At 61.3% G+C, this 19,180-nt stretch carries 8 protein-coding genes; 4 read left to right on the top strand and 4 right to left on the bottom strand.

The window, feature by feature from the left end; all coding sequences use genetic code 11:
* Window positions 1–53: 53 nt before the first annotated feature.
* The 4 genes from HF949_RS07930 to HF949_RS07915 form a co-directional block, all read right to left on the bottom strand.
* Complete coding sequence (locus tag HF949_RS07930; RefSeq protein WP_292899672.1) at window positions 54–767, bottom strand: response regulator transcription factor; 714 nt, start codon at window positions 765–767, stop codon at window positions 54–56.
* Between the two features lie 534 nt (window positions 768–1,301).
* Complete coding sequence (locus tag HF949_RS07925) at window positions 1,302–2,045, bottom strand: Crp/Fnr family transcriptional regulator (RefSeq protein WP_292899670.1); 744 nt, start codon at window positions 2,043–2,045, stop codon at window positions 1,302–1,304.
* Between the two features lie 319 nt (window positions 2,046–2,364).
* A complete protein-coding gene (locus tag HF949_RS07920) occupies window positions 2,365–3,570 on the bottom strand; it encodes a polysaccharide pyruvyl transferase family protein (RefSeq protein ID WP_292899668.1) in 1,206 nt (401 codons plus the stop codon).
* Window positions 3,571–3,737: 167 nt separating this feature from the next.
* Entirely contained in the window at window positions 3,738–5,147 is a 1,410-nt protein-coding gene (locus HF949_RS07915; RefSeq protein ID WP_292899666.1) for a hypothetical protein, read from the bottom strand.
* 171 nt (window positions 5,148–5,318) lie between these two features.
* Here HF949_RS07915 and HF949_RS07910 point away from each other — a divergent pair, with 171 nt between their 5' ends.
* From HF949_RS07910 to HF949_RS07895, 4 genes are all read left to right on the top strand, one after another.
* Window positions 5,319–6,173 carry a glycoside hydrolase family 16 protein gene (locus tag HF949_RS07910; RefSeq protein ID WP_292899664.1) on the top strand — a complete coding sequence of 285 codons (855 nt, stop codon included), beginning with the start codon at window positions 5,319–5,321 and terminating at the stop codon, window positions 6,171–6,173.
* A gap of 256 nt (window positions 6,174–6,429) precedes the next feature.
* Entirely contained in the window at window positions 6,430–8,364 is a 1,935-nt protein-coding gene (locus tag HF949_RS07905) for a non-ribosomal peptide synthetase (protein ID WP_292899662.1), read from the top strand.
* Window positions 8,361–16,343 carry a non-ribosomal peptide synthetase/type I polyketide synthase gene (locus HF949_RS07900; protein ID WP_292899661.1) on the top strand — a complete coding sequence of 2,661 codons (7,983 nt, stop codon included), beginning with the start codon at window positions 8,361–8,363 and terminating at the stop codon, window positions 16,341–16,343. The genes HF949_RS07905 and HF949_RS07900 overlap by 4 nt, the downstream gene beginning before the upstream one ends.
* Window positions 16,340–19,147: a condensation domain-containing protein gene (locus HF949_RS07895; RefSeq protein ID WP_292899659.1), complete on the top strand. Its 2,808-nt coding sequence runs from the start codon at window positions 16,340–16,342 to the stop codon at window positions 19,145–19,147. The genes HF949_RS07900 and HF949_RS07895 overlap by 4 nt, the downstream gene beginning before the upstream one ends.
* Window positions 19,148–19,180 lie beyond the last annotated feature (33 nt).

The following is a 19,180-nucleotide window of genomic DNA, read 5'->3' as shown; positions in this document are numbered from 1 at the left end:
CGTTTGCTGGCCTGAGTGTTTCGCTAGACCATTATGGTCGTGCTTCGTGGCCGTCAGGACTGCATTTCACGAATTTTATAGGCGACCTCGGTTCTGTTGGTCGCATTGAGCTTTTTCATGATATTGCGAATATGCACTTTGACCGTGCTTTCACATAGCTGCAGTTCATAGGCGATGATCTTGTTGGCCTTGCCGCGCCGGAGTGCCTCGGCCACCTCTGCCTCGCGGGCGGTGAAGAGATTTCCGAGCCCGACCACCCTACTGCTGTTCGAGTTGATCACATCGCGCATCGCCAGAACACCGCTGGCAGGAACGAAAACACCGCCAGCCCGTGCCAGAAGAATGGCTTCCGCGGCGACATCGACGCCGACATTGCTGGGTATGTACCCCTTGGCACCGGCTTCCAGAGCCTTGAGGATCTGACCCAGATCGTCCGTATCGGCAATCACGATGACCGGTTGATCTTCGAATTCTTCGGCAAGATCGTGGATTTCGTTGCAGATACCCTGTTCGGTAATCTTGCGGCTGCCGACGATAAGCAGGACAGCCTTGGGCTGACGCCCCCCGGCGATCCTGTGCCACTCGTCCGAAGATCCGACGGCGAAAATGTCGAGAGACGGGTTCTGCGTTTCCAGACTGCGGGCCAGACACTCCCTGTCCAACACCCTGGGGTCAATCAAAAGGACGAGTTCCCGATCCTTTTCGTCTCGTGCTTCGTCCCACTCTTCCGGGGCGGGCGCTGCCAGCGCGCCAGCCGATGCTTTCATTATTCCGTGTAGGTTATTGCTGCTGTTCTGTCCTATCTTCGCATGTTCCATGACTATGCTCCCCAACACTCACCCAAGACAAACCCCAGTGATATTGGAGAAGCGCATTCTTGTTCTTATCGCACGACCCACCCTCCACCGAAAAGTTTAACGGCGGCGCGAACCCCTCTCAGAGGCCCTCAACAGGATTATCACTTGGAGATTTATTATCCCCACGATTGGGGACATTTTGCATTAACATGGATCAATTTTATGCAGGAATCATTCAATATGATTATAACTGCGAATTACTTTATTAAAGTTGTGCAGCGCGAAACTTGCCATCAGAAATTGAAAAATCCGGATATCTCCGGAATATATTGCCCGGTTTGACTGCAAAGGCTGGTTTTCTGGCCACTCAGCACCGCATCTGTATTCGGTTTTTACAGTCTACATGAAGCCGCGTCAGGCCTGGCAAGCACCCAGAGGGTGTAATCACAGGCATTTCATTCAAGCTGATATAACCAGTTATACTGTCGAGATAAAGAATAGATTTCAGGACACGAGGGGATCAGCAATCGCAAGGTAGGACCCTTCGAAGCCTGTGGCCTCGATCAGCCCCGCGCGGTTCTGAAACGTCACCACGCCGCTGCGGAAGGACACGTAGCCGCTTTCGCGAAGCTTCCTCAAAACACGATTGACGTGCACGACCGAGAGACCGAGAGCGTCACCCAGGTCCACCTGAGTCAGAGGGCAGGCGAAGGAGCTCGCGCCCTGCCCCTCATACACGCCGACGCGAAACGAGAGTTCGAGAAGAAGATGCGCCACTCTCTCGAACGCGCCACGCCGGCTGATGTTGACAAAATGTTCCGCCGCGCGTGCGTAACGCCGCGCCATTCCCTTGAGAACGAACTCGCGCACATGACGCGGGTAGGTCGACAGATTCTCGTAGATCGCGCCAGGAAATTCAAAGAGTGTGACGGCCGTAAGTGCCCTCACCTCCTCTCGCGCCCACTCGGTGGTCCCGACCGTGATGACATCACCGGTCAGGGAAAAGTCGACAACTGTGCGTGAGCCGTCTTCAAGCTCCTTCCCGTTGGAAACCCAGCCAGAGACCACCAGAAGGACGGCGCGCTTCTGGCCATCCATATCAGCAATCGTGTCACCGCTTGAGTAGATGCGCTTGCGCAATCCGGAGCGGCTCGACTTGTTCGCCCCCATGCCGAACATGCCGCGAGCCGTTTCGGCCTCCAGATAATGCAGGATCTCCCTGTAATTTTCGGTGCCCCCAACCGGCATACTACCCCGCATCCTGCGCGCCCGACCACTCGCGGATTTGCTACCGTTGCAACCCGAAGTACTCATGGGACAAATACCCGAGGTTTAGATGTTCCATCAAGAACCCCAGCTCTGCTTATAGTCCCCAGCGGTCGATAATACTCCAGAAAATTCTGCACCGGGACCGGAATAACACTAGACAACACAGCTCTTTGCCCAAATCACAAATACGTTAGCTGGCTTGCAACGTGGACGACACGAACCAGCATCACTTGAGCGACAAACGATGTTCTCGTGCGCAACGGCTTCGCCGTCACCCACCCAATCCGGTGCTTGATCCTCACGCCGTTTCACGTTGCGGCCTGCGGGACGATCGCTTCAGTTCTTCTGCCAGACACTCGATTGCCTCCCTTGCTTTTTCCTTGCAGTGGTGCCGGAAGAGAGCATCACCTTTTTGTCCTGACACTGCCAGAACGCGCTCAGAAATGTTTCCTACCCCTCCTCTGTGCGCCGGGACGAAAAAAGGTTCACGGTCGATCATCCGGAAGAAGGATTCCACCTTCTCATCCCATCCGAGACCGACCGGAGGAATACCCAGCGCATAGGCCGTGATGCAGGCATGCAGCCGGTGGGCAGCCACCACGTCGAGTGTGCCGATCAGGGCCATCAGTTCCTGCGGGGTGCGCGGCCGCCTGGCAAAGCGGCATCGGGCGGAGCCTGCGACTTCCGTTTGGGCATGCTTGTTCTCGATCTGCTCCAGACAGGCCTGATCCTCCACCGCACCGTTGGTGAAAAAAAGCACATCGCACCCAGCACCCAGCAGTGTGTCAGCCAGAGCAAAATAGTCCGCCACGGTCGCCAGAGGTACATCCCGCCTCGGGCCGGCGTGCCGCTTGAGAACAAGTGGATTCGTCACACACAAACCGACCAGCGGACGAACGTGCGTGCGCACGGCATAACGTGCCGGTGCCAGCGTCAGTGCCGGGTCGGGCGCAATGCCCGGACTTGGCCAGTCGGGAAAATGCTCCTTCCAGTTCTGCCGCGCCCCAGGATCGCGCACGGTCACACGAATGAGTCTGCATCTGCGGAGCGTTTCGAAGAGCATGGCAGCACGGCGCGACCAGTGTCTCCCGACCCCGACGGCGTGAACCGCAACCGGGCGCCCCTCCTCACAGCAAAGCTCCAGCACCTGCGCGATTTTCAAAGGGAAATTCAGATCATCATCCTGAAAGAGATTGCCGCCCCCGATGATCACCGCATCAGCCCCGGCAATCTTTTGCCGCCAAATATCTCGTAGAGCGGACAACCTTGAACCGATCACGCGCTCAACGACCATGCGGCGGAGGGGCGGAGGCATGGTCTGCAAGAGGCGCAGGGCTTGCGAACGCCCCGTGTCCTCAGCCCCGTAGGACGTGCGCCCGGCCAGATCCAGGGTTTCGATTTCAGCGCCGGGCAAAGCAAAACCCAATTGCCGCTCCAGACATTCGGCCAGAATTCCATCTCCGAGATTTGGGCTGTACCGGACATTGAATATGACGATCCTCATGGCACCGCCTCCGCCGCGCCCGGTCGGTGTCCCCGTGCTTCCGCAGGCACCCAGCGCAGCGCAGCGGCGCTGCCTGCCAGAACGAAAAAGAGAAGCCCCAGATCTGTCTCTTATACACATCTAGATGTGTATAAGAGACAGGTACCGGACATTGAATATGACGATCCTCATGGCACCGCCTCCGCCGCGCCCGGTCGGTGTCCCCGTGCTTCCGCAGGCACCCAGCGCAGCGCAGCGGCGCTGCCTGCCAGAACGAAAAAGAGAAGCCCCAGATCGTAGACGGTTCCCGAGATCATCGCCTCGCACAGCCCCGCGAATACACCCGCCTTGGCGGCCCGCATCGTGGTGTGCTCCTGGGCCCCGCCGGCGCTCTTCATTGTCAGTGTGTTGCCTATGAAAAGGGCGAACAGGATAGTGCCGATCAAGCCTACATTCGACAGGAGTACGAGCGCATAGCTTGAGGCACGCGCGCTGCCGAGCCCCGCACCCCATCCCCATGTATCGAGAAAGACCTGAAAAGCCACCGCATTCCATTGCATGCGCTCACGCGCAGACTGGCTGTTGAGTTTGGAGTAAAGCGTCTCATCGAGAAATTCCTGCACGGCCTTCGCGAACTCCGGCATCAGCACGAGAACCAGCATGAACGAGAGCGGCACGACCAGAAGCCCAAGTGCAATGGCAGCAGGGCGGCCAGTGGCATGTCTTCCATAGGACGCCGGCAATGCCCGCCAGACAAGAAAGACCAGCACCATGGCGAGGCTGACCAACGCCGTTGTCGACGTCGAGAGAAGAAGTGCAAGCAAGAGCAATCCGGCGACAAGCCCGGTAGCCACCGTGCGCATACGGTCGATCCACAAACTGGCTGTAAATGCAAACAGCACAATGGTGTAACCGGCGAAGGCCGAGGCCTCGGGAAACGTCCCGGATATGCGTTTGAAACCCGCCTTCTCCGACCCGGTCAGCAGGGCATAATTGGCGGTGCGAATGAAATCGAATAAATGCGCCGTGCCTGTTCGGTATGTAACCACGTCGAGAACCGCAAAGACGAGATTGGCGACACCGAGAAACAGCATCGCGTTGATCACGTCGCGGGCGGTGCCGCCGCATTTGAGATAGGCAAAGGTAAAAGCGAAGCAGAAGAGGCCGCCCAGCGCATAGATCGTTTGGGTGATATTGTTGCTGGAGAATGACAACGGCGTGAGATCGATGATCCGGTGGCCAGCCGAGGACCGAAGCACGATCATCGTGTCCGTCACGCCCTCCATCAGACGGGGCAGAAAAAGTGCCGAGAACACCCCGTAGACGGTGAGCAGCAACAACCAGATGCCGGGCGACGCCGAAGATACCGCCGCAAAAACCGGTTTTTCGCCGAAAGCCATGAAAAAACGCAGACAATAAAAGGCGAGCAGGAGACTGGGAACGAGAATCGAAGCCCCGCCCAGACCCGGTACGCTGAAAGCGGCTGCAGCACCAAACAGGGTCGACACGACGATGACGTAAAAGGCCAGCCGAGGCGGTGAAACAAGCACGACCGCCCCAAGAAACAGCGATAAAAATCCCAACAGTTCGATGCGCATGGGGCGCCTCGCCTTTAGCCGCAAAGGCGGCGTAAAACCGGCTAAGAATACCACGCAAGCGATTGAGCGTCCCGTTGTGCCGGGTACCACTTATGGCCAGTAGGGCAGCATTTGGACGAGTTCCGAGGCGAACCAGGGCAATGCTATTCTGTCTGACAGGAGGTAGCTGCATTGCCGTTCGCCACCGGAAAACCGCCTCGTCTCACACGCCGGCGCGCACTCGTCGGCGGCGCGGCGGTTTTAAGCGTGCCTCTTGTCACCGCAATTGCACCAGCCTCGTCCCGCGCCGAGGATCAATTCCCAACCCCGGCTGACATGTTGAATGTGGGGGCAATGCAGGTCTCCTTCGACGAGGATTTCTCCACACTTGACGTTTCGGCCTGGGGACCGGGTACGCGTTGGATCGCACACACACCATGGGCGGGAGATTTCGGCGGCGCGCGCTTTGCCAATCCCGGTGAGCGATCGCCGTTCCGTATTGTGGACGGCAAATTGCGCATTGAAGCAAAGCGGGATCCGGAAGGCGACTGGCAATCGGGACTGCTCGCCTCGGTGGACCCGGACGGCAACGGGTTTTCACAGCAATACGGTTATTTCGAAATGCGCGCCCAATTGCCAGAGGGGCCGGGTGTCTGGCCAGCCTTCTGGCTTATTGGCAAGGATCGCTCGAAGGCAACTGCTGAGATCGACATTTTCGAGTTCTACGGCGACAAACCCGACGGCTATTCCTCGGTGGTGCATGTGTGGCATCGGGACGGACGCCATTATTCGCGCTTTCATCGCAACGCGGTCTTCGTGGAGGCGATGCCCAGGGCGTTTCACACATATGGGGTGAAGGTGGACCCCGACTGGATCCGTTTTTACTTCGACCGTGAATTCCTCTGGAAGACAGAGACCCAGCCGGAACACAGGCAGCCACTTTATATTCTACTCAATCTCGCCCTGGTGGACGGACCAACGAAGAACGCCACTCCAGACCCTTCGCACATGATCGTCGACTATGTGCGGGCTTACCGCCTCGACTGAGATTTCTAATGCTTTGGGATAGGCATCGTCCGTCTCCCAATACCCTCCCCGCCGAATGGTCTATACGCACAAAAGCACAAGACATCCGGTCGACCCGCAGATCATCCAGATGGCCATCTGTCTCTTTGTCGACCTGCGTGAAATCCTTCTTCTCGAAGGCATGAGAACCAATTCTTTCCCGCGCCTCCCCTATAATCAGTGAGCGTTTTCGGATGCTTGAAACATAGGCGCGGGCTTTTTCGGGCGGGGCGTCTACATGCATCACAAACAGCAACACGCTGAGCGACCGGGCCTCAATGGCACCGGTCACACCACACGGCCAGCGGCACGCCGCGCCTATGACCGCGATGTCGCGGTGCACCACATCGTGGCGGAGATCGCGCGCATCAAACCGAATGCGACGGCCATCTCGTTCGGCGGTGTGGAGATGACGTATGGCGTGCTTGACCGTACGGCTTCCAAACTCGCTGCCCGCCTTATCGCCATGGGGGTGCGCAAGGGGGACATCGTCGGTCTTCTTCTGCCCCGTGCCGCAAAGACACTGATCGCCAAGCTGGCGATCCTCAAGGCGGGGGCAGCCTATGCCCCGTTCGACCCGGCCTATCCCGTCGATCACCTTTCCTACATGGTCGAGGACAGCGCGCCGCGCGCACTCATGATCGATCGGGACAGTGCTTCACTCGCTGCCAGTCTGCCTATAGCGCGAGGTTCCCTTGTCGATACGGACAATGCGCTTTCAGAACCGGCAGGCGACGAGCTGAGAGTGGCTTTTCCATCCATCGGCGGCGGGGACGCGGCCTATGTGATGTACACGTCGGGCTCGACGGGGCGTCCAAAAGGCGTCGTCATACCGCATCGCGGCATCCAGCGGCTGGTGTGCGACCAGAACTTTGTCGAATTCCGCCCGAATGACGTGGTGCTGCATACGGCGACGATCTCCTTCGATGCTGCCACGTTCGAGATCTGGGGAGCGCTCCTGAACGGAGCGCGGCTCGCAGGCATCGCAGACCGCACGCTTTCCATGCAACGCGTCGCGGATACGATCGACAGGGAGCGCGTCTCGGTGATGCTGCTCACCACCGGGCTCTTCAACCTTCTCGTCGATCATCCCAGCGGAAAGCTTACCTCGCTGCGGCATGTCCTTTTCGGAGGAGAAGTGGCCTCGAGCGATCATGCGCGAAGGTTTCTTTCGGCCCGTCCCGGTTGCGTTCTCACCAATGTCTACGGTCCGACGGAAGTTTCATGCATGGCTTCGGCATTCCAAATTCCGGCAGATTTCGCGGGGGATACCGTTCCCATCGGTTACTCCATCGCCAACAACGGGACGCATATTCTCGACGATGACCTCAACGTACTTCCGGCGGGACAGGAAGGGCAGCTTGCAGTTTCCGGCGACGGGCTCGCCATCGGCTATCTGAACCGACCGGAGCTGACGCAGGAGCGTTTCGTTGCGATTACCGCGAAGAATGGCGAAAGCCTGCGCTGTTATCTGACCGGCGACAGGGCCGTGATGGACGCGGACGGACTTCTGCATTTTCGAGGGCGGCGTGACCGACAAGTGAAGATCGACGGCAAGCGCATCGAGCTCGATGAAATTGAAAATGCGCTGCGCCGCGACGGCCATCTGGCCGATGCCGTGGTCGAGTGCCATCAGGCCGGATCGGCAAAGCGACTGGTCGCCTATCTGCGTCCAAAGACTGTGGCCGGGCTCGACGAGACTGATCTTGCCGCGGCGGTTTTTCGACGTCTGAAGGGTGTCCTGCCTGCCCATATGGTGCCGGGCCGGGCCATCGTCCTGCAGGAATTCCCCATGAACCGCGCCGGCAAGGTCGACCGCTCCCGCCTGCCGGCCCCGACCGAAGCACCGGCGGCGATGGCAGCGGCAGAAGGGATGGAAGCCATCATCGCGCGTCACTGGCGCAGGGTGCTTGGCATCGACACGGGCGGCCTGGATCAGAATTTCTTCGATCTCGGCGGGACCTCGATGCAGCTCATGCGGGTGCATGCGGCGCTGGAACAGGAGCTTGGCCGCAGCATCGACGTGGTGAGCGTTTTCGAACACCCGAAAATCCGCAGTCTGGCGCGGTTCCTCGAGAATACACCCGGTAGCGTTCAACAAAGCGCTGCTGCCCGCAGCCGCGCTGCGCGGCAGAAACGGGGCATGTCGCAGTTTCGTCGGAGCAGACAATGAGCGAGCATATTCCAATGCAGCCTCAGCCGATGGGGACTGAGACGGAACTGGATGAGGGCATCGGCAGCGTTGCCATCATCGGCATGGCCGGGCGGTTTCCCGGTGCGCCCTCGGTCGATGCGCTGTGGCAGATGGTGCGCGAGGGGCGACACGCCTTCCGCACCTTTGCAGCCGATGAAATCGAGGACGCCTATGACGAGGCGACGCGCGCCTCGCCGGACTATGTGCCCTCCCGCCCCTATCTGGACGATGTGGGCATGTTCGATGCGGAATTCTTCGGCATGTATCCGCGCGAGGCGGCGGTGCTCGACCCGCAGTTCCGGCTGTTTCTGGAAATCTGCTGGGAAGCGCTGGAAAGCGCGGGCTGCGATCCTTTTGCCGCGAAACAGTCGATCGGCGTCTTCGCCGGCTCGGCGATGAGCACCTATCTCATCAACAACATCCTGTCGGACCGGAAAAAGGCCGAAGCCTTCACCTCCGGCTATCAGGTCGACATGTTCAACGAACTGGTGGGCGCGATCAACGACACGCTGGCGACGCGTGTGGCCTACAAGCTCGACCTGAAAGGGCCGGCCTTCACCATCCAGTCGGCCTGTTCCACATCGCTCCTGGCGGTGACGCAGGCCTGCCAGAACCTTTTGACCTATGGCTGCGACATGGCGCTGGCGGGCGGCGTGTCGATCTCGGTGCCGCAGAAACGCGGCTATATCCACATGGAAGGCGGCATGGTTTCGCCGGACGGTTTCTGCCGGCCCTTCGATGCGCAGGCAGGCGGCACGGTTTTCGGCAGCGGCGGCGGCGTGGTGCTTCTGAAACGGCTCGAAGACGCCATCGACGAAGGCGACACGATCCATGCCGTCATTCGCGGCTATGGCGTCAACAATGATGGCGCGGACAAGGTGGGCTATACCGCACCCAGCGTTTCGGGACAGGCCGACGCGATTGCAGGCGCGCTTGCGAGTGCAGGCATAGACCCCGAAAGCATCGGTTATGTGGAATGCCATGGCACTGCCACGCCGCTCGGCGACCCCATCGAATTCAACGGTCTGATGAACGCTTTTGGCGGCGATGGCACTGAAGGCCACTGCGCGCTCGGCTCCGTAAAGGGCAATATCGGCCATCTGGATGCAGCCGCAGGCGTGACGGGTCTGATCAAGGCGGCACTCGTGGTGCGCGACGGCGAAATCCCGCCGGTGGCGAATTTCGTGTCGCCCAACCCGCATATGGCACTGGAAAACAGTCCGTTCCGCATTCCAACCGAACTCGTAGCGTGGGAAGCGGCGGGCGCAAAGCGCCGCGCCGGTGTCAGCTCGTTCGGGGTGGGCGGCACCAATGCACATGTGGTGCTCGAACAGGCGCCCGACAGAGATGTTCTTTCGGAGACATCGCCCGGCCGAGCGGTCATTCTCCCGCTTTCGGCGCGAAACGAGGCGGCGCTCGCCGCCATGCGCAAGAATTTGGCCGAAGCTCTGCGCGAGAGCACAGAGCCGCTCGCCACCGTGGCGCACACGCTGCAGCAGGGGCGGCATGCTTTTTCGCACCGAACGGCTGTCATTGCGTGCACGCGCGACGAAGCGATTGCTGCGCTTGAAGCAGAACGCCCGATCAGCGGCGAGGCAGCACAGGATGCGCCGCCCGTGGTCTTCATGTTTCCCGGACAGGGCGCGCAGCATGTGGGCATGGGCGGCGCGCTTTATGGGACCGAACCGGTCTTTGCCGAATGGATCGACAAGGGTGCTGATCTTCTTGAGCCTCTGATTGGCCGCGACATTCGCGATTTCATCCGGTTGCCGGAAGGCGACGCGCCGGAAGAGCTTTCCGAAGCACTACGCGATACGCAGATTGCCCAGCCCGCACTCTTTCTCGTCGAATATGCGACGGCAAAGCTCTGGATGAGCCGTGGCCTGGTACCCGACGCCATGATCGGCCACAGCGTGGGCGAATTCGTTGCGGCCACGCTTTCGGGCACGATGCGCTTCGAGGATGCGCTCGGGCTCGTCGCAACGCGCGGGCGGCTGATGCAGAGCCAGCCGACGGGCGCCATGGTTTCCGTGCGAGCGGATACGGAAACGGTGGCCGCGCATCTTTGCGACGGGGTAGAAATCGCCGCCATCAATGCACCGAAGCTCAGCGTCATCTCCGGCACGTTCGACGCGATGGATGAGACATGCGCAGCGCTTGACGCCGCGGGCATCGCCTATAGCCTGTTGCACACCTCCCATGCCTTCCATTCGGCCATGATGGATGAGGCTGCCAGGGCGCTCGAAGAAGAGACGGCAAAGGTCGAATACGGTCCATCCACCATTCCCTACATTTCCTGTGTGAGCGGCGACTGGCAGACGGACGCCCAGGGCGCTTCGCCCGCCTACTGGGCGCGCCACTGCCGCGATGCGGTGCGCTTTGCCGACGGCATCACGACCATTGCGCGCGAGCGCAGGCCCGTCTTCATCGAGGTCGGCCCCGGCCGCACGCTTTCTGTCTTCACCGCGCAGACGCTGAAGCGCGATGACATCGCCGCCATCATCCAGTCCCTGCCCGAACACGACCGCGCATCCTTTGGTGAGGAGGTTTTCGCCGAAGCCCATGCGCGGTCGTGGATCGCCGGCTGCGAGCTCGACTGGCCGGCCCTGCCAGAGACCGCGCGGCGGAAAATTCCGCTGCCGACCTATCCCTTCCAGCGCCAGATGCACTGGATCGACGCACCGACGCCGGAGAACCGGGCGCATGCGGCACTTGCCCATACGCTGCCCGAAACACCGGTACAAGCAATCCCGACAGACGGAATGAGCCCAATGACCGCTGCACCTGCGACAACCGACCGGCGCGCCACACTGGAACGCGCCCTGACCGCCCTGCTCTCAGACCTTTCAGGCGAAGACCTGCCAGACGATGCAGCCGGAGCGACCTTTCTGGAGCTTGGCTTCGATTCCCTCTTCATCGGCCAGTTCGCTCAGAAAGTAGAGAAGGAATACAGGATCAAGCTCTCCTTCCGCGAACTGCTCGGCAACATTCCGACCATTCATGATTTGGCGCGACACCTCGACACCGAACTGCCGGCGGATGCCGTGCGGGCGGTGTCACCTTCTCCGGTGGCTCAGGTCCCCCCCACGCCGGACGTCGCGTCTGCTGCGCCATCTTCAGTGGCGAATGGAACTCCACAGGCACCTCATGGGCTCGAGGCGCTTTTCCAGTCCCAGTTGCAGATGGCGCAGCAACTTTTCGCGCAGCAGTTCGCGGCTATCCAGTCGCTTGGCGGCTCCGTGCCGGCGGCGGCGCCGCAGGTTGCACCGGCTCCAGCCGCCGCGCCTGCGCCGGACACGAGCGGTGACGAGAGTGAGATCGGCGGCGGCCGCATCCGCGTGTACAAGCCCGGTGCGCAGGCCGGCGAACAGGCGCTCACGGAGGAAAAACGCGCCTTCATCAACGATCTGGTTGCCCGCTATTGCGAGAGGAACGCCCGCTCCAAAGCGTTCACACAGGAACACCGGTCGCATCTGGCCGATCCACGCGCGGCCTCCGGCTTTCGCGCCGACTGGAAGGAACTGGTCTTTCCGATAGTCTCCGACCGCTCGAAGGGATCGCGCATCTGGGACATCGACGGCAATGAATATATCGATCTCGTGAACGGCATGGGGCAAACCGCCTTCGGCCACGCCCCCGATTTCGTGGTCGAAGCGATCCGCGCCCAGACCGACAGGGGCTTTGCCATTGGCCCGCAGACACCGCTCGCCGGCGAGGTGGCGGACCTGATCAGTGAACTGACCGGGCACAGCCGCGTCACCTTCTGCAACACCGGATCGGAAGCGGTGATGGCCGCCATGCGGGTTGCCCGCACCGTGACGGGCCGCAACCGCGTCGTCGTTTTCGGCAACGACTATCACGGCCAGTTCGACGAGGTTCTGGTCAAGGGCCGCAGCCGTGCGGGGCAGCATCGCACCCTGCCCATAGCCGCCGGCATTCCCACAGATTCCCTGTCGAACATCACGGTTCTGCCCTATGGCGCGGTCGAGAGCCTCGACTGGATCCGCGCCAATGCGGACGAGCTTGCGGCCGTCATCATCGAGCCGGTGCAGAGCCGCCATCCGGAGCTGCAGCCGGTCGAATTCGTGCGTGCGCTGCGCGCGCTCGCAACGGAACGCGATTTCGCGCTGGTCTTCGATGAGGTGGTGACGGGCTTCCGCGTCGACCCCGGCGGCATGCAGGCCGTTTGGGGCATACGCGGCGACCTCGCCACCTATGGCAAGGTGTTGGGCGGCGGAATGCCTATCGGCGTTCTGGCCGGCAACAGCCGGTATATGGATGCGCTCGATGGCGGTCACTGGGATTATGGCGATGACAGCGTGCCAATGGTCGCGCCGACTTTCTTTGCAGGCACATTCGTGCGCCATCCTGTCGTGCTGGCGGCGACACGCGCCGTGCTCGAGCACATCAAGGGCGAAGGCCGTGCGCTCTACGACGGGGTGGCCACCCGTACGGAAGCGCTCGTCACGGAGCTGAACGGCCAGCTTTCGGATCGCGGGATTGCGACGCAGATCCATGGCTACAAGAGCTGGTTCGTGACAGATTTTGGCAATGCCGACCCGCTCGGCGCGCTGTTTTATCCCTATGCGCGGATGCAGGGCCTGCATGTCCAGGACGGCTACCCCTGTTTCCTGACGACCGCGCATTCGGAAGAGGACTTTTCGCGCATTGCAACGGTCTTCGGCGAGACGCTCGACGCGCTTCAGGGGGCCGGCATTCTGACCGCCGATGACGGGCGGGCGGAGCGCCCCACCGCAAGGCCCGTGCAGGAGACGCCGCAACAGGCACCGCTGACCGAAGCGCAGAAGGAAATCTGGCTTGCAGCCCAGGCCGGTGACGAAGCCTCCTGCTCCTTCAATGAATCCTTCAATCTCACGCTCGATGGCGCGCTGGATGAAGCGGCATTCCGCAAGGCGTTTGATCTTATCGTTGCGCGACACAATGCGCTTCACATCCGTTTTGCGCGGACGGGCAAGCATTTCGAGGTGACGCCTGACTTCCGCATCGACATGCCGTTGACGGAGGTTTCTGATGGCGGAGCGCTTGCACAGATCGTTGAGCGCGAGGCGCGGACCCCCTTCGATCTCGTCAACGGTCCGCTGGCGCGCGCAGAACTCGTTCGGCTTTCAAACGACCGGCACGTGCTTGTTTTCACGGCCCATCACATCGTCTGCGATGGCTGGTCGGCGAATGTCCTGATCGATGAACTGGCAACGGCCTATAGCGCGCTTGCTCGGGGCGACACACCTGACCTGCCGTCGGCACTGGCTTTTTCAACCTATGCGCAAACGCGCGCGAGCCGGACGGAAGACAATCAAGAAACGGAGCGGTTCTGGCTCTCGCAATTCGAGACCGTGCCAGACCTGCCGGACATGCCGACAGACCGACCGCGCCCAGAACAGCGCAGCTTTGCCGGCGGCACCGTGACCGCGTATATCGACGGCGATGTCTACAGGCGGCTTAAAAAGGCCGGCGCGAAGAACGGCGCGACACTGTTTTCCACCCTGCTCGCAGCCATGCAAGTGATGATCGGGCGGCTTTCGGGCAGCAACGACATCGTGATCGCCGTGCCTTCGGCAGGCCAGAGCCTGCTTGATGCCGAAACGCTGGTCGGCCATTGCGTCAACCTTCTGCCCCTGCGGCAGGCGCTTGATGAAGAACGGTCCTTCGCCCAGCATCTGAAGGGCACGCAGCAACTGGTTCTTCAGGCTTTCGAGCATCAGGACTTTACCTATGGAACGCTGGTGCGGAAGCTTGGCCTGAAGCGCGATCCGAGCCGCCTGCCCCTGACGGAAATTCAGTTCAACCTCGAGCGGGTGACGAAGGGAATGGATTTTGGCGGGCTTTCCGCGGATGTCGTCCCCAACCCCAAGGCGTTTTCGAATTTCGACATGTTCGCCAACATGATCGAGAGCGAGGACGGCATCCGCATCGATGTCGACTACAATGGCGACGTGTTCGATCCCGAGACCATCGAACGCTGGCTCGGCCATTTCGCTACGCTCGCCGAGGCCCTTGCGAAGGATATGAGCACGCCCATCGAGCGCCTGCCGCTCATGTCTCAGGACGAGATGGACTGGCTTGCCTATGAGCTCAACCAGACGCAGGCCGCCTATGACGACGAGCGCTTTGCCTTCGAGCTGTTTGGCGACCGCACGGCGGAAACGCCCGACGCCATTGCCGCCACTCATGGCGAGGAAAGCATCACCTATGGCGAACTCGATGCGCGAAGCTGGCAAATGGCACGCCTGCTCCAGGAAAAGCTGCTCGTGCCCGGCTGCCGTGTCGCGGTGGCGCTCGACCGCTCGATAGACATGCTGGTGACGCTGCTGGCGATCATGAAGGCCGACCACATTTATGTGCCGCTCGATCCGGACCATCCCGAAGCGCGCCTGCGGCAGACCATGGAGGCAGCCAAAATCTCTGCGGTGATCTGCAAGAATGAAAAGATCGCGGACCTTGCCGGTGATGACGTTCTCCCGATCATGCTCGATGACGAACGGGATGCCATTGCCGCCAGGGATGCGACACCGCTCGAGGAGCGGGTTCATGGCACGCAGGCTGCGGCCTACATCATTTTCACGTCCGGCTCGACCGGCGTGCCCAAGGGCGTGGAGGTTCCGCACAATGCGCTCGTGAACTTCCTCACCTCCATGGCGAAGGAGCCCGGCTTTGCCGCAGACGACACGCTGCTTGCCGTCACCACCATTTCGTTCGACATCGCCGCGCTGGAACTCTACCTGCCGCTGATCTGCGGTGGCCGCGTGGTGATCGCCGACCGGATCGAGGTGCAGGACGGGTTCCGGCTGGTTGAGCGTCTCGACGAATGCGGCGCAACGGTTTTGCAGGCGACGCCGACGCTCTGGCAGATGCTTGTCGAAGCGGGGCTCGGCGAGAGGAAATCTCTCAAGATGCTGTGCGGCGGCGAACCGCTGCCCGCAGCGCTGGCGCAGAGCCTGAGCGCACTGGGCGGCGAATTGTGGAACATGTATGGGCCGACCGAGACCACGATCTGGTCGTCGGTCGCGAGGATCGACGATCCGGATGCGCCGATCACCATCGGCCGCCCCATCGCCAACACGCAGCTTTACATTCTGGATGCGCGCAACCGGCTCGCGCCCGTGGGCGTAACGGGTGAACTGAACATCGGCGGCGACGGGCTCGCCCTCGGCTATTTCAACAATGTCGAACAGACGCAGGCCGCTTTCCGCAATGTGTCGATTGGTGGTGTTCCGCAGCGGCTCTACAAGACGGGAGATGTGGGGCGGCGCCTGGCCGATGGGTCGCTCCAGCTTCTCGGGCGCCGCGACAACCAGATCAAGCTGCGCGGTTTCCGCATCGAGCTGGGCGACATCGAGGCGGTCATCGCAAAAGCCGAGGGCGTGCGCCAGTGCGCCGTTGTCGCCCCCGTGAACCGCAATGGCGACCGGCAGCTTGTGTGTCACACCGTGCCTGATGATCCGGCGAACCCACCAGACCCAAAGGCGCTGAGCGCCCATGCGAAGGCGCATCTCCCCGGCCACATGGTGCCCGCATTCTGGGTCCATACCGAAGCACTGCCTCAGACGGCCAATGGCAAGCTCGACCGCAAGACGCTGGAAAAGGAGGGCATTCCGCGGCAGGAGGCGGCCATCATCCGCACCGCGCCGCGCACGCCCATGGAAGAGAAACTCTCGGCCATCTGGCGCGACGTGCTCAACATTCCCGAAATCGGCGTGGAGGAGAACATCTACGCGCTGGGGGCGGATTCGCTCAGCATCTTCCGCATCGCAGCCCGGATGATCGATGCCGGCCTGCCGCTGGAAGCGCGGCACCTCCTGCAACACCCCACGATCGGGGAGCTGGCGCTGATCGCCGATGAAGCGGGCAGCCAGCTGGTCAACGGGATCAAGCCGCATGTGCCGTCGCTGAAAGATTTCCGGCACGGCGCGCGCCGCCGCATGGAGGCACACGGATGAGCGACATTGAACACAGGCCGCAGGCATTCGCCGCGAGCGACATCATCGGCGAGTTTCCCTGCACGCAGACGCAGATGCGCTGCTGGTTCCTGGATCGCCTTAATCCGGGAAGCCCCGCGCTCAACGTTGCCGTGCGGTGGGAGATTCGGGGGAACTTCAGAACCGAGAGCATCGAAGAGGCTTTCCGACAAATCATCAGGCGACACGAGATCCTGCGCACGCGTTTCGTGGAGACGGATGGACAACCCCGGCAGCAAGTGGTGCGCGGGGTCGAGTTCCGCATGCCGGTCATCGACCTGCGCCACGTACCGGAAGACCAACGCGAGGCGCGCATCCAGTCGATAAGCAGGGAAACGGCGGCAGCGCCCTTCGACCTTGGCCAACCGGGGCTTTTCCGCGTCACGCTGCTAATGGTGGAGAACAGGCGCGGTTTCATTCTTATCACCGCGCATCAGAGCTGTTTCGACGGCTGGTCGATCCGCGTTCTGGGCCGCGAAGTGGGAGAACTCGCAGCGGCCATCGACGCGAAACGCGCGCCGCACCTGCCAGAGCTGGCGCTGCAGTATGGCGACTTCGCGCTGTGGCAGGAAGAATACCGCAACAGCTACGGTTTCGAAGCGGAGAAGACCTACTGGCGAGAACAGTTGCGCGATGCGCCCTATTTCGAGATCAGGCCGGACCGGCCGCGCGGGCGCGTTAAAACCAGCCGGGGGGAGATCTTTTCCGCCGTGCTGCCGCTGGAATTCGGCGAGCGGATCGAGGCGGCGGCGCGGGCGCATCACGTATCGCTGTTCAGCTATGGCGCGGCGGTCATCAGTGCTGCACTTCACCACTATTCGGGCGAGCGCGAAGTGCTGTTCGGGACGCAGATCGCGGGGCGCGAGGATGTGGACCTGGAGAGCCTGATCGGCGTTTTCATCAATAATCTTGTGCTGCGTTTCGATATTGCCGACGAGTCGAGCTTTGCCGATCACCTCTCGAGGGTCAGCGCTACCGTGGGGGCTGCCCTCAACCACCAGAAGATGCCGTTCAACAATCTTGTCGAGCTGGTCAACCCGGTGCGCGATCCATCCCGCAACCCACTCGTCTCGATCAACTTCAACCAGCAGAAGGCTTTTCTGGAAGACACGCGCTATGGCGATTTCGAGCTGATCAGCGCGCCCTCGCAATCGCCGGGCGTGATCTATGATCTCAACTTCATCATGATCGGCCGGCCGACCGGCTGGCGCATGTCGGTGGAATACAACACCGATCTCTTCGACGAAGCGACGGCGCGGGAGCTGCTCGATCTGTGGCAGAAGGCCTATGCCTTTGCGCTCGACGATCCACAGGCGAAGATCAGTGCGATGTCAGGACCGGTTCGCGACGGCAGTTTGCCGAAAGAAGCGCAGCAGAAACCGACATCGCGGCTGGAAGCGCTGCTTCTCGCGCACCCGGATGTCGCCGATGTCGCGGTCCGGCGAGACGGCCCGTCCAGCCGGTCCCATGCGTTCGTCGTGCCGAGTGCAGGGCTCATGGTGCCGCTCGAGACCCTTCCAGCACAACTGAACGCCTATCTGGCAGAACGGCTGCCAGAGGAAGAGTTACCCGCCGCAATCAGCGTTCTTCTTTCCCTGCCGAGACGGGCGGACGGCGCAGTGGAATTGCCGGCGGTATCCTCTCCTGTGCCGCCACCCACGGTCAATGTCCCTGCCCCGGTTACTGCCAGAAGCCCGGCCCCGCCGGCAGACAGGCAGGCGGAGCTTGGCCGGATCTGGGCGCGTGTGCTCGACGTGCCGCGGGTGGATGCAAACGACGATTTTTTTGCGCTGGGCGGTCATTCGCTTCTGGCTCTCAGAATGTTCTCCGGCGTGCGCGAGGCCTTCGGCATCCAGCCTGACCTCGCCCTCCTGTTCAGGGAGCCGACGCTCTCGGGCTTCGCGTCCGCTATCTTTGGCTCTCAGACTGCGTCCATCGAAGAACCGAACATCTCTCCATTGGCTGCGGTCGAGTGGGAAACCACCATCTACCGGCAGGGCAGCGGAGACTGCGCGGTCTATACGCTCAATCACCCCTTCCTCTACTACCGAATGGCGAAGTCGCTTCCCGGCCATGCCTCCGTCGTCAATCTTCACATGTTCAACGCGAGGATCGATGAAGAAACCGAAGGCTTTCCGCTGGAAAAGATCGCCGGCGATGCGGTGGACGCCATGCAGCTTGGCGACACACCAAAAACCGTCGCGCTGGTGGGACTGTGCGTCAACGGCATCCTGGCTGCCGAGATGACCCGGCAGCTTCGTGTTGAGGGTCATGATGTGAGTTTTGTCGCACTGATCGACAGCTGGGCACCCGGTTATGTGCGTTCGCAACCGGCCATGACGCGCTGGCGCTGGAACACCGAGAAACGGGCAAAGCGTCTCGTCTATTTCACCGGCAAGCTTTTACGCGGGCGCATGTCGCTGATTACCTACCTGAAGGAGTTCAGCCTTTCGCTGAAGCTGGTCGAGCGCTTCGCACCTGCCCGTGCCATGAACGAGGAAGAGCAAACCACCGAAGCGGTTACCCAGTATCTCGTTCGTGCGGCCCGGCGCTACAGTCCGCGTGCGCTTTCCGGCGAAACCGTTCTCTTCTTCCGCAGTCAGGCCACGCACCGGCGCGCAAGGCGGCTTCTGTTCGGGTGGCGTGGTTTCGTGCCGGATGAATCGTCGGTTTTCGATCTCAGTGGCTGGCACGAGGATTCGCTCAGCGAAATGGGGATCGACAAGCTTTCATCCGTGCTCGGCGAACGTCTTGAACTGGGAGGCACCGCTGAACACCACTCCTGAACATAAGGGCAAGCAAAGGCCAGCGCCTGGCCC

It is taken from the genome of Nitratireductor sp., from assembly GCF_017794765.1.
Taxonomy (GTDB): Bacteria; Pseudomonadota; Alphaproteobacteria; order Rhizobiales; family Rhizobiaceae; genus Nitratireductor.
Note: the sequence above shows the minus strand (reverse complement) of the source record. Positions and strands in the feature narration are given on the sequence as shown.

What these genes read in the sequence shown, in the direction of transcription:
- HF949_RS07920 (WP_292899668.1), bottom strand. Translation starts at nt 3,570, where the DNA reads ATGAGGATCGTCATATTCAATGTCCGGTACAGCCCAAATCTCGGAGAT.
- HF949_RS07895 (WP_292899659.1), top strand. Translation starts at nt 16,340, where the DNA reads ATGAGCGACATTGAACACAGGCCGCAGGCATTCGCCGCGAGCGACATC.
- HF949_RS07900 (WP_292899661.1), top strand. Translation starts at nt 8,361, where the DNA reads ATGAGCGAGCATATTCCAATGCAGCCTCAGCCGATGGGGACTGAGACG.
- HF949_RS07930 (WP_292899672.1), bottom strand. Translation starts at nt 767, where the DNA reads ATGAAAGCATCGGCTGGCGCGCTGGCAGCGCCCGCCCCGGAAGAGTGG.
- HF949_RS07915 (WP_292899666.1), bottom strand. Translation starts at nt 5,147, where the DNA reads ATGCGCATCGAACTGTTGGGATTTTTATCGCTGTTTCTTGGGGCGGTC.
- HF949_RS07905 (WP_292899662.1), top strand. Translation starts at nt 6,430, where the DNA reads ATGCATCACAAACAGCAACACGCTGAGCGACCGGGCCTCAATGGCACC.
- HF949_RS07925 (WP_292899670.1), bottom strand. Translation starts at nt 2,045, where the DNA reads ATGCCGGTTGGGGGCACCGAAAATTACAGGGAGATCCTGCATTATCTG.